This is a genomic window from Alcaligenes faecalis, assembly GCF_009497775.1.
Classification (GTDB): Bacteria; Pseudomonadota; Gammaproteobacteria; order Burkholderiales; family Burkholderiaceae_B; genus Alcaligenes; species Alcaligenes faecalis_D.
Window position 1 is genome coordinate 1,539,440 of record NZ_CP031012.1, and the last position, 12,948, is coordinate 1,552,387.

The window sequence follows — 12,948 nt, forward strand, 5'->3', positions numbered from 1 at the left end:
TCCGGATAGGTTACCGAGTTTGTCTCTTACTGTGCGCTTTTTTGTATGGATTCAACAAAAATATTCATGGCTAGAGCAATGTTCCTGTCAGCAGCATCGCGGCCACGGAGAAATAAATCACCAAACCGAGCACGTCCACCAGCGTAGCGACCAAGGGCGCCGAGGCACTGGCCGGGTCAAAACCGACGCGCTGCAAGATGAAGGGCAGCATGGAGCCAATACAAGAACCAAAGGTCACAATGCCCACCAGAGCCAGCCAGATGGTGAAGGCAATCAGCAAGGAATGTTCGCCGTAGTCGTACAGGCCCAGGTGCTGCCAGATTTCAATACGGACAAAGCCGATCGCCCCCAGCATGGTGCCCAGCACCAGACCCACAGGCAGTTCGCGCAGCAGCACACGCCACCAGTCACGCACACGGACTTCACCCAGGGCCAGACCGCGAATCAGCAGGGAAGTGGCTTGGGAGCCGGAGTTACCACCGGAGCTCATGATCAAGGGAATGAACATGGCCAGGACCACGGCTTTTTCCAGCTGCATCTCGTAGTACTGCATGGCACTGGCCGTCAGCATTTCACCCAGGAACAGAATGGCCAGCCAGCCGCCCCGTTTGCGGATCATGGTGCTAAAGCCCGCTTGCAGATAGGGTTTGCCAATATGTTCGGCACCCCCGAAGCGGTTCATGTCTTCGGCGGCCTCGTCCATCAGGGCGTCAATCACGTCGTCCACCGTCACAATGCCGATGATGGCATTGGCTTCGTCCACCACCGGAATGGCCAGAAAGTCGTGGCGGCGTATCAGTTGGGCCACGGCTTCTTTATCCGTCAGGGCCTGAACAGCGATGGGGCTGTCACCACTCCATAACTCAGTCAGGGCCGCTTGCGGGTCGGCACACACCAGCTTGCGCAAGGGCACCACAAATTGCAGTTGCTGCTTGTCGTTGACTACATAGATGGCGTAGACCGTTTCACGAGTGCTTTCCACTTCGCGGATGTGCTGCAAGGTCTGGGCGACATTCCAGCTCATGGGCACTTGCAGGAATTCGGTGGTCATGATGCCGCCGGCCGTATCGGCCGGGTAGTGCATCAGACGCATGATGGAGGTGCGGGTGCGCTGGCTCAGGCGGCCAAGAATCTGCTCCTGCTCTTCATGATCCAGGTCTTGCAGCAAGTCGGCCATACGGTCTTCGGCCAGTTGCTCCAGTACGGGCAGGCGTTCGGGACGTGTCAGCTCCATCAACAGCGCACTGGCCCAACGCAGCTCCGGTACTTCCAGCAAAGCCTGCAGACGTTCGTTATCCAGTTCCTGGGCAGCGAGCAGCGCGGGGCGTTGCTCCAGCTGATTCAGGGCCAGAACAATATCGGCAATCGGGGTTTGGGGGCCAAGTAGATCAGTGGATGGATGCGTGGACATGCAGTACTCCAGTGGGCGTGCAGGTACAGGGTCTTGAATTCAGGAGGTTGGCACTGGGCCAACAGACCGTAAAGCGAACCGGCTCAGTTCGCACGAAACTCGCTAGGATAGCGTTCTTTGCGGATACGTGCTTCCCAGGCCGGGCGCAGGAAACGCCAGGCCGCTGCATTTTGTCTGGGAAATTGCTGATGCTGTGGTCTAAGTATGTCTGTGTATCGATCCATGATTTACCCATAGAACCGCTCAGTGCAATACCAAGCTGAAAATCAGCGTGATGAAGAATATCGCCATCGTAGGGAGGTCTGCGCTGGAAGTCAAAGCGATTGCAATGATGCGCAAAAAAATGATTTGTGCTGTTAAGGTGGGGCTTGCGCCCCTGCATCGAACTTGAGACGGTTCAGAGGGTGCTATAGTGCCCGCTTTGCCGCATAACGGCGACTCGACCCAGGCGGGCCAAGGCCCACTACACGATCAGGAACAACCATGAGCAATGCGATTAATTTTGACAAAGGCGACTACCGCTTCATTCCGACCGGCGTGAACCGCTTTTCGGGCGGGGTGGCCGCTCAGCCCGGTTACGAGATCTGCCGGGTCGTGTTTTCTGCCCCCGTGCCATTGAAAGAAGGCTTTGACCTGATTCAGGCCGTGCTGGAAGCGGAAGAGCGTCCCTTGACGGCCTTGTGCGCCTGCGAGCTGCGTTCTCCCGAGCCGGTCAGCGACAGCGACTTCAACAAGTTCAATGAGCTGTATCTGGAAACGCTGAAAGAATGGGGCCTGATCAAAGGCAAGCACAATCCGGTCGCGCGCAGCAATGTGTCGCCACTGGTGGGTGCGCCTGCCGAGCCCAGCTTTTACGCTTTCAGCTACACGGTAGAAACCGATATTGAAGAAGCAACCTTTGTGATCGCAGGCAGCTGCGAAGTCCCCGAAACGCCGGATGACTATATAGAGAGCATCGTGGCTTATCAGGACGTATCGCCTGAAGGTCTGCTCAAGAAAGCTCAATGGGTGTTGGATGAAATGGAGCGTCGTCTGGAAGTGCTGGGTCACGAGTGGGCTGATACCACCGCAACCCACGCCTATACGGTGCACAATCTGCATCCTTTCATGGCCAGTGAGTTGGCCAAGCGTGGCGCGATCAGCCACGGTCTGGGCTGGCATCTGGCTCGTCCTCCGGTCAAGGATCTGGAGTACGAAATGGATTGCCGCCGTGTTCTGAACGAGCGCGTACTGACCATTGATTAATTGATCAGTCCCCCAAAAAAACAGGCCCACATTAATGTGGGCCTGTTTTTTTTATGTCTGGTTGCTTATGCCTGGCTATACGCTGCCTGGCTGGCAGACTGCTGATAGCGACGACGCACAATCAGACCCCATGCCAAGCCCAGTACCGCAGACGCCAAAGAGCCGCACAGAACGCCCAGCTTGGCCGCATCCAGCAGAACAGGCTCGGCAAAGGCCAGGTTGGCCACAAAGATGGACATGGTAAAGCCGATACCGGCCAGCAAACCAATCAGGGTGACGCCCGCCCAATCCATGCCGGCCGGTAGGGTGCACAGGCCCAGGCGCACAGGCAACCAGGTGCCCAGCAAGACGCCCAAGGGCTTGCCCACAATCAAGGCAATTGCCACGCCAAACAGCGCGCTTTGCGCACCGGCGGCATTCAGGTCCAGACCATTCAGGCTGACCCCGGCATTGGCCAGCGCAAACACCGGCATGATGATGAACGCCACCCAAGGGTGCAGTAAAGCAGGAATACGCTGAACTGGAGGCAGGATTTCACGCTGAGCCAGCTGCATTTTCTGCAAGGTATGCATGATCTCCTGAGTGTCGTGCTGGCCTTCCAGCTTGGCGGCCAGTTCCAGATTCAGGTGACGGGCCTTGCGCGGCAGAGGCAGGGCGCGCACGGGGCTCATCATGCCCAGGACCACACCGGCCAAGGTGGGGTGAGCACCTGTTTTCAAAAGGCCAAACCACAGAATTGCGCCGGGAACGACATAGGCCCAGGCCGAGCCTATGCCCATTTTCTGCAGGCCCAGAACCGCCACAATACCAACGGCGGCAATCAGGAAAGCGCTGTAGTCCAGACCGCCGGAGTAAAAGAAGGCAATGATCAGGATGGCGACCAGGTCATCAATAATGGCCAGCGCCAACAAAAATACCCGCAAGCTGGGAGGCAGGGAGCGGCCCAGCAAAGCCAGCACACCCATCGCAAAGGCGATGTCGGTGGCGGTAGGAATGGCCCAACCCATCAGCACTTTCGGGTCGGGGTTCATGGCGGCATAGATCAGCGCGGGCAGGGTAATGGCGGACAGGGCGGCACAGATAGGCAGCATGGCCGAGCGCCAGTCAGACAGGGCACCATCATGGATCTCGCGGCGGATCTCCATCCCGACAACCAGGAAGAACAGGGTCATCAAAATGTCGTTGACCCAGAAATGCAGGTCTTGCGAGAAACGCCAGGAGCCCAGCTCCAGGGTGACCTGGGTGTGCCACAGGGCAGAGTAGCTATCGGAAAATGAAGAGTTGGCCCAGATCAGGGCCACGGCGGCAGCCATCAACAGGACCACACCGCCTAGCGCCTCGATATGCAGGAGGCGCTGCAATTGTGCTTGCAACTGGCGGGTCAGAACATGGGCGCGCGGCAAGGGCGCACCCGAAGAAGGGTGGGACATGGTCGGCAAATCTCCACAAGGCGGCCCGACCTTGCGTATGTATTTAACCTGCCTTGCTGCACGATGCCAGCAAAACACCCTGCGCAATTATAGGGATTGAGCCTCTTTAAGGCAATCGTCAGCTTGGCTCTGTGTCGGGCGCGATATGCATGGGAATCGTCACCGGGCCATCGTTGGTCAGGCTCAATTGCATATCGGCACCAAACACACCGCACTGCGTATCGGGCAGGCGGGCGCGGGCCATGGCTACCAGCTCGTCAAACAAGGGCTGGCTGATGGCAGGGGGCGCGGCGCGGCTGAATCCAGGGCGATTACCCTTGCGCGTATCGGCCGCCAGGGTGAACTGGCTGACCAGCAGCAACTGGCCACCGGCTTGCAACAAGTTCAGATTCATCTTGCCTTGCTCGTCCGAAAAGATGCGCAGGGCCAGGAGCTTGTCCAGCAAACGCGCGGCTTGCTCGCTGGTGTCACCATGTTCGGCACAGACCAGAACGGCCATGCCCGCCCCAATTTTGGCGACGGTTTGCTTATCAATATCGACCTGGGCCTGGCGTACCCGTTGAATCAAGGCAATCATATTTATTCACTAAGATCAGTGGCTGACGGCTTTGGAAAACAGATTCACAATCAGCACGCCCACCACAATAAAGGCGATGCCAATCATAGCGGCCAAATCCAGTTTCTGCTTGAAGACCACCCAGCCAATCAGCGAAATCAGCACAATGCCCACGCCACTCCAGATGGCATAAGCCACCCCAACCGGCATGACGCGCAGGCTCAGCGACAGGAAGTAAAACGCACCCGCGTAGAACATGATCGTCAAGGCGCTGGGCATCAGGCGCGTAAATTGTTCAGAGCGCTGCAGCAAGCTGGTGGCGATGATCTCGAAGATAATCGCGATGAATAAATGCAGGTAGGCGAGGCTTACAGGAGTCATGGAAAATCAGGGTTGGAAACTGAGCCAGCCGGGTAGCAGCAAGACACTGGCCCACAAGGCGGCCGAGGCCCAGGAAGAAATATGAAAGCTGAGAGGCGACATGGCGCAGGTGCCCGCAATCAAGGGAACCGTCGAGCGCAAGGGGCCAATAAAGCGGCAGGCCACAATACTAAACCATCCCCAGCGTGCAAAAAAAGCCTGCGCCTTCGCATACAGGTGCAAACGTTTGCGGGCCCACTCGAAGTGGAACAGATTGCCGCCGTAGCGTTGGCCCAGAAAAAAGGAGATGGCATTGCCCACGCCAGCGCCCAGCGTCACGGACAACCAGATCGGCAGCAAGCTCATTTCGCCGGCACCGACCAGGGCACCGACGGATAAAAGAATGGCCGTACCCGGTATGATCAGCGCCAGAAAAGGCAGGGACTCGACCAGACATAAGGCAAAAACAGCGGGGGCAACCCATTGAGGATTGGCACTGATCAGGGCGGTGGCCTGCTCTGCAAAATTGCTTAGGGTGCTCAGCATATCAACCAGAAGGAAGGGACAGCATCATGCCATCCTTTAGTTCAGGGCAAGACTCAGGATCAGGCGGTCCTTGTGCTGCAAACCGTCCTCAAACAGGGCCTCGTCGTAATGGTGCAGGAAATAATCGGGCTCTATCGCCACCACCCGAAAGCCGGCGCGCTGATAGAAAAACAGGGGATAGCCAATGGTGCCGGTGGCCACATATAAAGTCTGCCCGCCTTGTTCGCGTACATAGCGGATCAGGGCAGACAGCAGCGTGGCGCCCAGCCCATGACCTTGATGCGAGGGCTGAACGGCAATGTTCATCAGCTCCCAATCCTGGGCGTTCCTGCGTTGCAAAATAGCTGCCGCCACGATGTGCTCCTGATCTTTAATGCACCAGGCGTGAGGCGTGTCTCTGTAGCTTTCAATCAGGCTAGGGCTGGGATCGGCTTCCAGAAGCAAAGCCATGGGCAGGCAGGATCCATGTATCTGTTCTGCTTGCCCCAAATCCTTGGGCCGGCTCATGAAAAATCCCCGTCCACGTAAAACCATTGGCCTTGTTCAAGGACAAAATGGCTGACTTCATGCAGACGATTCGCCCGGCCATTCAGACGGTTGCGAGCGACAAACTCCACAATCGCTTCCGTGTCGGAAACACGTTCATGACGACGCACATCCAGGCCCAGCCATTGCAAACCTTCCGGGTTGGGTTCCAGCGAATGGGGACGGGTGGAGCTATGCCAGGTGGCCAGCAGGTAGTCCAGATCGTCGCGTACAAAAGCGCTGTAACGCGAGCGCATCAAGGTAGCCGCATCGGGGGCTTGTAAGTACTGCGGGCCTTGGTGCCAAGGGCCGCAACAGGCTTCGTAAGTTTTGGGATTGCCGCAGGGGCAGGAGTTTTTTGAAGAGGAAGGCTTTTTCAAGAGCGTAACTGCCAAGACCAAAGAATGGCACAAGCATACCTGAAAGCAGGTATTGGTTTATGGCGCCCCCCAAGACCAAAAGTAACGATTCACAGGCCAGGCGTTATTGTTGCTGGATGCTGTATCAGGCAGGGGCGTTCGAGGTAGTACGGGTGCTGATAATGTCTGATTGGTTCACCGTATTGGCAAAAAGTTCCTGACCTGCCATCAGACGTTTGACAGCGGCTGCCGGATGCGACGCTTCATCCCGGCTTGTCATCCTTGGCTTCACCCATAAAAAAACCCGCCCGCAAAAGCGGACGGGCTAGAGGCATGCGATTCGCTGCGTCGAACGGGCTTACTTAGCCGCGTCGATGCGCTGTTGCATACGCTGGGCGCGTTCTTTGGAGCCGGGGTGTGAGCTCATCACGCTGCTTTCACCACCGTCCAGAGCGGCCAGTTTTTCAAAGGCAGAAACCAGACCCTGGGTCTTGAGCTTGCGCTCGGTCAGCAGTTCAAAGGAGTAGTCGTCAGCGTCGGACTCTTGCGATTGCGAGAACTGAGCGTTCAGGAAGGCTTCGGACAGCTCGCCCAATTGGCTGGAGTTCAGTTGAGCAACCACGCCGTTGCCGGTAGCGGCAGCCGCGTCACGAGCAGCGGACAGACCGTAGGCGGTTTGCATGGCTTTCTTGCTGTGGCCCAGCTCAACGTGGCCCATTTCGTGACCAATCACGCCGCGCAGTTCGTCGTCGTTCATCTTGTCCATCAGACCGGCGTAAACACGGATGCAACCGTTAGCCATGGCCCAGGCGTTCACTTCCTGAGTCTGGTAAACCTTGAAGTTTGGTGTTTGACCGTTCAACTGTTTCGTCAAAGGCTTAACGACACGTTGCAGGCGCTTGTTGTACTTGCTGTTGGCGCTGGCTACTTTGTTTTCAGTGTCCATCTGTTTGCAAGATTGATCAGACAGGGCAATCACTTCCTGATCGGACAAATTGAAAGCCTGGACAGCCTTGCTGCCCGCACCCACCATGCCACCCACATCCATTGTCTGGCAGCCTGCAGTCAGGCCAGCGACGGCCAGCATAGCGGCCAATGCACCCATACGAAAAGTCATGAACTTCCCCTTCTACTTTTATAAAGAGAAGCGATTTTAATGACTAGGCGGCGAAGGATTCCCATATAAAACAATCTTTAACAATTGTTGTTGGTGCACTTACACATAGATAAAAGACGTAGACGGGCACGATCAAGGAGATTAACGAGTTTTAGCCCCAAGATCCCATTCATTTCCGAAAGCCTGGCAACCCGCCGCCAAGGGGAGCAGTCTCAAGCAGCGTTAAACGCTAATGATTAGGCACCGATGCTACTATCCGCCTCATAAAAACGAGAGGGAGGTAAGGAAAATGAGCAAGAAAATCATGGTGTTGTTGGGTACGCTGGTGCTGGCGGGTTGCGCGGCTCAAACTCAGGGGGAACGTAGCCTGAGTGTCCAGTCTTCACAAAGCTGTGCACAGATAGACGAGGCAGGCGTTGCCGCCTTGTTTGAGCGCTGGAATCAGTCGCTACAAACCGGCAAACCCGAGGCCGTCGTTAAAAACTACGCAGAGCGCTCGATTCTGCTGCCCACACTGTCTGGCGTAAACCGTATTACGAAGGCAGAGAAAGAAGATTACTTCGACCACTTTCTGGTCGCCAAACCGCAGGGCAGGGTGACGGAACGGCAGATCACCCTGGGTTGCAATATGGCGGTGGACTCGGGGCTGTATACCTTTCATATGGGTAGCAGCGGCAAAGACGTGGGCGCGCGTTACACCTACACCTATCAGTGGGATGGGCGGGATTGGCTGATTGTCAGCCACCATTCTTCGGTCTTGCCAGCTGATAAATAAGCAATTTTCAGGCCTGGGCGACTTGCTCAAACAGCAGGAAGCCCGGGCTTCAGGTTTGTTGCTGGATGGAAGTCAAAAGCAGGGAACAAGCAAGTTCGGCATTGTCATTATTCGTGTGGGCCGATACTTGAAAAAGGTGGTGCCCCCCCCGTGAGTCGAACACGGCACCAACGGATTATGAGTAAGTGCCGCAGAGTACACGGAGCTTGTAAACCCGCATGTGCGCTTGATTTCCCATTTGTGGTAAGTGCGCCAGATACGTAACTTTGCCGTCAGTGCGTCAATATTTCCCCCACCATTTTATGCAACTTTTTTGCGTCCAATCTGTTCAAGAGCATCCCGAATTGATGAGGTCGCAAGGTGTGCGTACCGCTTTGTGCTGACAGCTGATTTATGACCTAGGACGGCACCCACAGTATATAGATCAACACCGGCGTTAATCATTTCACTTGCGGCGCTGTGTCGCAGGTCATGGAAGCGCAGCCATTCCATGCCAGCAGCCTTGCGTGCATCGCGGAAATGCTTGGATATACGACTCTGATCGGGTAAGGCGATGCTGACGCAGCAACGAATCCTTGGATGAATCGGCACGTGGCGCGGTTCGCCATTCTTCGTGTCATGCAGAACAAACACCCCGTCTCTGCGCTCAGCTTGTTTTATCTCCGACATTCGCATCCCGCTGTAGAAAGCAATGCGTATTGCTGCCCGTGTAGGCCGATGCGTGCAGGCCAAGCATAGGGCCAGCATCTGCCGTCGATCAATGAATAGTCTGCGTTCGTTCCTCACAGTGGGGGAAATCACGCGGTCAGCAGGATCGTGGGCGTTCATCCCGTGGTGCTTCCAGGCGTATCGACAAGCACTTGTCAGGTATCTGATGCGGTTTCGCAGGGTGGCCGCTGCCAGCTTAGAGCCGTCTGACTTTCTTGCTTTCACTGTGTATTCCTTGCAAGCGTCCGCTAATGCGGACATAGGCTTTTCTTGGTAGGCCCAGTACATCTGAGCCAGTTCGCCAATAATATTCTCCCCAGACTTCAGGGAAGGAACTCTTTCTTTTAGGTAGATCGCGACGGCTTCCTCGATGAGGTATTGGCGCTGCTCGACACTAGTTGCAATGGCGTAGAGACGGTCTGACTCTTTGCGGTCGTAGGTGTCAGCTTGGGTTCGCGTCCACGTTTTCGGAAGTAGCTTTCGAGCCCGGACCCTTCGGCCTTCAATTTGTCGGTCGAACTCAAAAACGTAGCAACCTCGTGCTTTATCTTTGTAAATCGACATTGCTGTAGATACTCCGTTAAATCATCATCTGAAAAAACAATCCTGCGCCCGATTCGATGGCAGGGGATAGGCCCTGCAGGCGCGGCAAGATCGTATACGGTGCGCGCCGAAACACCTAGGCGCTTTGCAGCCTCTGTCACGGATAGCATTGCATCTCCCATCAAAAACCCGGCCTAAGGCCGGGCAGGTTCCATTCTTTAGCTGTGACTGCGATCATGGCCGTGATTGTTTCGGTCACTTGGCTGGCTCCTTTGCGATCAGCTTCACGCGCACCTTACGGCTCTTGGGCTTTGGTTTCCGCGCAAACCAGAGAGCCAACAAGTAGACGATGGCGACCCCCATCGTGAACCCGAGCCCTGGAAGGAAGCCATCAAGGAACTTGTTGAGCATCACCAGCCACTGAAACTCGTAGCCGAATGCAGTGAGCGTCATGCCTGCTCCTTACGGTCTGCGATGCGATAGACCCCTTGGCGTTTCGGTATGCGGGCGATCAGTCCGGCTTTGGCTAATTTGAATAATTCCATGCTCACAGCCTGCCGTTTCTTGACCTGGCCAGTTGATCGGTAAATGTCGATCATGATTTGATCGATGCTTGCGATCTCTCGCTGTCGTATGCTGGCAATGACTGGGTTTTCTGTCTTGGCAATTGCTTTCTTGCTGAGCTGAGCCAACAGCTCTGGCGGAAGCCCTTCAATATCTTTTTTCTTAAGCATTACTATGCTCCTTACGGGCTGTGTCGATTGATGCGGTGCTTGGATGCTCTACCCATGCCCAGTGAGTCCATGAGTCAATAAACTCAGGGCTTGATGCGACAGGGCCGTCGATGGTGTTCGTGTCTTGGCAATATAGCCAGATCAAATCATCGCTTTCTGTCAGCGTTGTCGTGCATTGCCAAACATCTGCCTTGTCGGCGTCCTGCTGAGCGAGTGCGGCACGGGCAGCGTCGATGCGAGACCTGATCACCGACACCACTTCGGCGCTGGACAAACTCTGATCTAGCGCCCGTCCGACGAGATAGCCTGCGTCAGCATGGAGGCTATCGAGCGGTACGCGCACCGCATCCGGCAACTCCCCGGCATCAGCACCGCTTACAGGTTGCTGCGCGGCAGGCCCCTTTAGGTGCTTGCGCCAAATGGTCGCTGCCGCGTACAGATCGCTTTGCATTTGTGAGCCGGGCGATGCTGTATCCGCTAAACCGTCTAAGCGATCTGCCAAGTTCCCGCCGCTTGCATACTGCTGCGCCTGGGCGGCAACGGGGGCGGCGTCCAACATTGCCTTGTACGCCTGCACAGCTACATCGCCCCATGATCCACCAGCCTGAACAGCAGCCGAGCCACCCATTATTCTCATGGTCACGGTCGGCTCTATCGGAACCAGCCTCCAGCCTTGCGGCACCGCGCTTACGGGTGCGCTGTTTTGTGTATCTGTGCTCATCGCTTTTTCTCCTGCAATTGCGGGTAATTTGGGTTGGGGGCGGCTTTGGAAGTCACCGGGATGAATGCGCGTGTTCCGTATACCTGTGCTGCGCGTTCTTGGTTGATGACCAACTGGCTGATCGCCTGGACTGGGTTGTGACGCATATCGTCAGGCATGCTGTGGTTCTGGCGCATTGGCGGCCTCCTTGTCAGCCTTGGCTTTCTTTCCGCAGAAAGGGCAGTACGAGACGATGATGCTAAGGTCCTTGCCCTTCTCGCTGCGGTAGCCGGGGGTGTCCGACTTAACTCCGAATGGGATGCTGATATACGTCCCAGGATTGGCACCGTCCAGGACGTAGGTGATGTTGCGGCAGCGCACTGATTCAATTGGCGCCTTCACCTGCGGCTGGTGGAGCTCTTTGATCTTTGCTTCGATTTCTTCAATGCAATTGCAGTTCATGTTTTTGCTTCCCATCCGCTCTCACCCCAGACCACACAAGAGCGTTCCAGCTCATGGCACAGGGATGCATATCCGTTATTGAAATGACCGTGGGTAGAGGTTTTGTGCAGGAGCACGCGCACCTCTTGGTCATGGCGAAGGGTAAAAAATTGCCCCGGTTCGATGTGTCGAAGGCGGGGCAGGGGTTTGCTGCCTTTGTGGCGTGTGTGCAGTTCTTCACTGAGGGCCATGTGGCGCTCCTGATTTTCGATATGCTTTGGTTGCATCCCAGGCGATGGCATGGCCGCGCTTTCTGGCTGCGGCGCTTACTTTTGCTCTGTCTCTGTACCCGTTGCTGTGCCGCATGAGCCCCAGATAGCTGTTGATTGTTTCCAGCGACTTGTCAGTCGGTACGGTTTCTATGCGGTTTAGTGCGGTGCGAACAGAGCGACGGCGCACCTGACGACGCCAGGGCTTGATAACGTGGCCAGCGAAGTCCACGCCTCTGTTGATGGGTTGAAGGATTGTCTTGGTAGGGTTGAGTTGTAGGCCCAAGGTCGGCAAATACTCATTGATGCTTGCCAGGGCTTCATTCAGCCACTGAGGCGAGTCATGCAAAAGAACGAAGTCATCGACATAACGCACGTAGTGTTTGCATCGAATACGGTGTTTGACATGCTGATCCAGCCCATCAAGCAGCACGTTTGCAAAGAATTGGCTGCTCAAGTTGCCAATGGGTAACCCATGGTGCCGTGGTGCAGTCATCAGGTGCTTGTGTGGTGGAACGAGCTGCAGCAGCGCCTGCTCCCCGCGTATCTCCACGTTGTTGCGTGGGTCGTGAAATAAGATCAGCTTAGCCAGCATGCGCCACCAGCGTTCCGGTATGTGCTTGGCGAGCATCGGCCAGACCACTCGTTTGTCGATGCTCACGAAAAAGTTGGCCAAGTCACATTTCAGATAGAACCCCGGCTTACTCCAGTTCTGCGTCTGGCTCCTGATCTTGGTTTCCAACCGCTTGGCGGCGTACAGGGTGCCACGACCAGGGATGCAAGCACTGGAGTCGGCAATAAAGCGCCGGTAAAACCGTTCCGAGATCTGGTTATAGAGCAGGTGGTGCACAATCCGATCACGGAAATCAGCCGCCCACACCTCTCGCGGCTTGGGTCTTGTAATAACAAAGCAGATGGACCGGCCTGGGCTGTAATCCCCGGTCACCAGATCATCATGTAGCTCCAGCAAGTTGCGCTCCAGATCTCGCTCAAACATAAGGGCGCTTGCTGTGTTGCGTTTCAAGCGTCGGCAGGTGAAATACGCCTGCACCAGCAACTCGAACGAATAGCCAGTATCCATAGAAGCTCTCGGTTCAGTTTGCGGAAAGGGCGGACACGGAACTCGTTGTTTCGGTTGTTGTTGTTCACGTTTCCGTTCTCGAAATCGACCGCCCAGGTTCATTCGAGCTATTCACATCGGCCCAGCGAGACTTTGGCTCATTGAGCGG

The 12,948-nt window shown here is 55.9% G+C and carries 18 protein-coding genes and 1 pseudogene; 2 read left to right on the top strand and 17 right to left on the bottom strand.

The features are described from left to right. Nucleotides 1-70: 70 nt before the first annotated feature. The gene (gene mgtE / locus DUD43_RS07075; protein WP_153229707.1) at nt 71-1,411 is read right to left on the bottom strand and encodes a magnesium transporter; all 1,341 of its coding nucleotides are present in this window, start codon (nt 1,409-1,411) and stop codon (nt 71-73) included. Nucleotides 1,412-1,894: 483 nt separating this feature from the next. On the opposite strand from mgtE, the gene DUD43_RS07080 reads away from it, so the two are divergent. Continuing rightward, nucleotides 1,895-2,656 (top strand): hypothetical protein, encoded by a 762-nt coding sequence (locus DUD43_RS07080; protein ID WP_153229708.1) that lies wholly within the window; start codon nt 1,895-1,897, stop codon nt 2,654-2,656. Nucleotides 2,657-2,721: 65 nt separating this feature from the next. Here the strand turns inward: DUD43_RS07080 and nhaA are convergent, their stop codons facing one another. The 7 genes from nhaA to DUD43_RS07115 all read right to left on the bottom strand — a co-directional run bounded on the left by nhaA (nt 2,722) and on the right by DUD43_RS07115 (nt 7,549). Then, the gene (gene nhaA / locus DUD43_RS07085) at nt 2,722-4,086 is read right to left on the bottom strand and encodes a Na+/H+ antiporter NhaA (protein ID WP_153229709.1); all 1,365 of its coding nucleotides are present in this window, start codon (nt 4,084-4,086) and stop codon (nt 2,722-2,724) included. Between the two features lie 118 nt (nt 4,087-4,204). Then, nucleotides 4,205-4,663 carry a D-aminoacyl-tRNA deacylase gene (gene dtd, locus DUD43_RS07090; RefSeq protein ID WP_153229710.1) on the bottom strand — a complete coding sequence of 153 codons (459 nt, stop codon included), beginning with the start codon at nt 4,661-4,663 and terminating at the stop codon, nt 4,205-4,207. Nucleotides 4,664-4,678: 15 nt separating this feature from the next. Next, a complete protein-coding gene (locus DUD43_RS07095; RefSeq protein ID WP_153229711.1) occupies nt 4,679-5,023 on the bottom strand; it encodes a DMT family transporter in 345 nt (114 codons plus the stop codon). Nucleotides 5,024-5,029: 6 nt separating this feature from the next. Then, entirely contained in the window at nt 5,030-5,548 is a 519-nt protein-coding gene (locus DUD43_RS07100; RefSeq protein WP_153229712.1) for a DedA family protein, read from the bottom strand. 36 nt (nt 5,549-5,584) lie between these two features. Further along, a complete protein-coding gene (locus DUD43_RS07105) occupies nt 5,585-5,998 on the bottom strand; it encodes a GNAT family N-acetyltransferase (protein ID WP_228125927.1) in 414 nt (137 codons plus the stop codon). A gap of 53 nt (nt 5,999-6,051) precedes the next feature. Beyond that, nucleotides 6,052-6,453, bottom strand: a complete 402-nt coding sequence (locus DUD43_RS07110; protein WP_153229714.1) for a YchJ family protein — start codon at nt 6,451-6,453, stop codon at nt 6,052-6,054. A gap of 337 nt (nt 6,454-6,790) precedes the next feature. Then, nucleotides 6,791-7,549, bottom strand: a complete 759-nt coding sequence (locus DUD43_RS07115) for a M48 family metallopeptidase (protein ID WP_153229715.1) — start codon at nt 7,547-7,549, stop codon at nt 6,791-6,793. Between the two features lie 289 nt (nt 7,550-7,838). Here DUD43_RS07115 and DUD43_RS07120 point away from each other — a divergent pair, with 289 nt between their 5' ends. After that, nucleotides 7,839-8,324 (top strand): DUF4440 domain-containing protein, encoded by a 486-nt coding sequence (locus DUD43_RS07120; RefSeq protein ID WP_153229716.1) that lies wholly within the window; start codon nt 7,839-7,841, stop codon nt 8,322-8,324. A 300-nt stretch (nt 8,325-8,624) separates the two neighbouring features. Here DUD43_RS07120 and DUD43_RS19215 read toward each other — a convergent pair whose 3' ends face one another. The 9 genes and pseudogenes from DUD43_RS19215 to DUD43_RS07165 all read right to left on the bottom strand — a co-directional run bounded on the left by DUD43_RS19215 (nt 8,625) and on the right by DUD43_RS07165 (nt 12,800). Beyond that, a complete protein-coding gene (locus DUD43_RS19215; protein ID WP_228125928.1) occupies nt 8,625-9,596 on the bottom strand; it encodes a tyrosine-type recombinase/integrase in 972 nt (323 codons plus the stop codon). A gap of 53 nt (nt 9,597-9,649) precedes the next feature. Further along, nucleotides 9,650-9,757, bottom strand: a pseudogene (locus DUD43_RS19405) (helix-turn-helix domain-containing protein); the annotation flags it as partial. A 73-nt stretch (nt 9,758-9,830) separates the two neighbouring features. After that, nucleotides 9,831-10,028, bottom strand: a complete 198-nt coding sequence (locus DUD43_RS07135) for a hypothetical protein (RefSeq protein ID WP_153229719.1) — start codon at nt 10,026-10,028, stop codon at nt 9,831-9,833. After that, entirely contained in the window at nt 10,025-10,309 is a 285-nt protein-coding gene (locus DUD43_RS07140; RefSeq protein WP_153229720.1) for a hypothetical protein, read from the bottom strand. The genes DUD43_RS07135 and DUD43_RS07140 overlap by 4 nt, the downstream gene beginning before the upstream one ends. Continuing rightward, nucleotides 10,302-11,030, bottom strand: a complete 729-nt coding sequence (locus DUD43_RS07145) for a hypothetical protein (RefSeq protein ID WP_153229721.1) — start codon at nt 11,028-11,030, stop codon at nt 10,302-10,304. Before DUD43_RS07145 ends, DUD43_RS07140 begins: the two co-directional genes overlap by 8 nt. Then, nucleotides 11,027-11,206, bottom strand: a complete 180-nt coding sequence (locus DUD43_RS07150; protein WP_153229722.1) for a hypothetical protein — start codon at nt 11,204-11,206, stop codon at nt 11,027-11,029. The genes DUD43_RS07145 and DUD43_RS07150 overlap by 4 nt, the downstream gene beginning before the upstream one ends. Further along, on the bottom strand, nt 11,181-11,486 hold the full coding sequence (locus DUD43_RS07155; protein WP_153229723.1) for a hypothetical protein: 306 nt from the start codon (nt 11,484-11,486) through the stop codon (nt 11,181-11,183). The genes DUD43_RS07150 and DUD43_RS07155 overlap by 26 nt, the downstream gene beginning before the upstream one ends. Beyond that, on the bottom strand, nt 11,468-11,701 hold the full coding sequence (locus tag DUD43_RS07160; RefSeq protein ID WP_153229724.1) for a hypothetical protein: 234 nt from the start codon (nt 11,699-11,701) through the stop codon (nt 11,468-11,470). The genes DUD43_RS07155 and DUD43_RS07160 overlap by 19 nt, the downstream gene beginning before the upstream one ends. Next, nucleotides 11,688-12,800 (bottom strand): RNA-directed DNA polymerase, encoded by a 1,113-nt coding sequence (locus DUD43_RS07165; protein WP_153229725.1) that lies wholly within the window; start codon nt 12,798-12,800, stop codon nt 11,688-11,690. Before DUD43_RS07165 ends, DUD43_RS07160 begins: the two co-directional genes overlap by 14 nt. Between the last annotated feature and the right edge of the window lie 148 nt (nt 12,801-12,948).

What these genes read in the sequence shown, in the direction of transcription:
- mgtE (WP_153229707.1), bottom strand. Translation starts at nt 1,411, where the DNA reads ATGTCCACGCATCCATCCACTGATCTACTTGGCCCCCAAACCCCGATT.
- DUD43_RS07080 (WP_153229708.1), top strand. Translation starts at nt 1,895, where the DNA reads ATGAGCAATGCGATTAATTTTGACAAAGGCGACTACCGCTTCATTCCG.
- nhaA (WP_153229709.1), bottom strand. Translation starts at nt 4,086, where the DNA reads ATGTCCCACCCTTCTTCGGGTGCGCCCTTGCCGCGCGCCCATGTTCTG.
- dtd (WP_153229710.1), bottom strand. Translation starts at nt 4,663, where the DNA reads ATGATTGCCTTGATTCAACGGGTACGCCAGGCCCAGGTCGATATTGAT.
- DUD43_RS07095 (WP_153229711.1), bottom strand. Translation starts at nt 5,023, where the DNA reads ATGACTCCTGTAAGCCTCGCCTACCTGCATTTATTCATCGCGATTATC.
- DUD43_RS07100 (WP_153229712.1), bottom strand. Translation starts at nt 5,548, where the DNA reads ATGCTGAGCACCCTAAGCAATTTTGCAGAGCAGGCCACCGCCCTGATC.
- DUD43_RS07105 (WP_228125927.1), bottom strand. Translation starts at nt 5,998, where the DNA reads ATGGCTTTGCTTCTGGAAGCCGATCCCAGCCCTAGCCTGATTGAAAGC.
- DUD43_RS07115 (WP_153229715.1), bottom strand. Translation starts at nt 7,549, where the DNA reads ATGACTTTTCGTATGGGTGCATTGGCCGCTATGCTGGCCGTCGCTGGC.
- DUD43_RS07120 (WP_153229716.1), top strand. Translation starts at nt 7,839, where the DNA reads ATGAGCAAGAAAATCATGGTGTTGTTGGGTACGCTGGTGCTGGCGGGT.
- DUD43_RS19215 (WP_228125928.1), bottom strand. Translation starts at nt 9,596, where the DNA reads ATGTCGATTTACAAAGATAAAGCACGAGGTTGCTACGTTTTTGAGTTC.
- DUD43_RS07135 (WP_153229719.1), bottom strand. Translation starts at nt 10,028, where the DNA reads ATGACGCTCACTGCATTCGGCTACGAGTTTCAGTGGCTGGTGATGCTC.
- DUD43_RS07140 (WP_153229720.1), bottom strand. Translation starts at nt 10,309, where the DNA reads ATGCTTAAGAAAAAAGATATTGAAGGGCTTCCGCCAGAGCTGTTGGCT.
- DUD43_RS07145 (WP_153229721.1), bottom strand. Translation starts at nt 11,030, where the DNA reads ATGAGCACAGATACACAAAACAGCGCACCCGTAAGCGCGGTGCCGCAA.
- DUD43_RS07150 (WP_153229722.1), bottom strand. Translation starts at nt 11,206, where the DNA reads ATGCGCCAGAACCACAGCATGCCTGACGATATGCGTCACAACCCAGTC.
- DUD43_RS07155 (WP_153229723.1), bottom strand. Translation starts at nt 11,486, where the DNA reads ATGGGAAGCAAAAACATGAACTGCAATTGCATTGAAGAAATCGAAGCA.
- DUD43_RS07160 (WP_153229724.1), bottom strand. Translation starts at nt 11,701, where the DNA reads ATGGCCCTCAGTGAAGAACTGCACACACGCCACAAAGGCAGCAAACCC.
- DUD43_RS07165 (WP_153229725.1), bottom strand. Translation starts at nt 12,800, where the DNA reads ATGGATACTGGCTATTCGTTCGAGTTGCTGGTGCAGGCGTATTTCACC.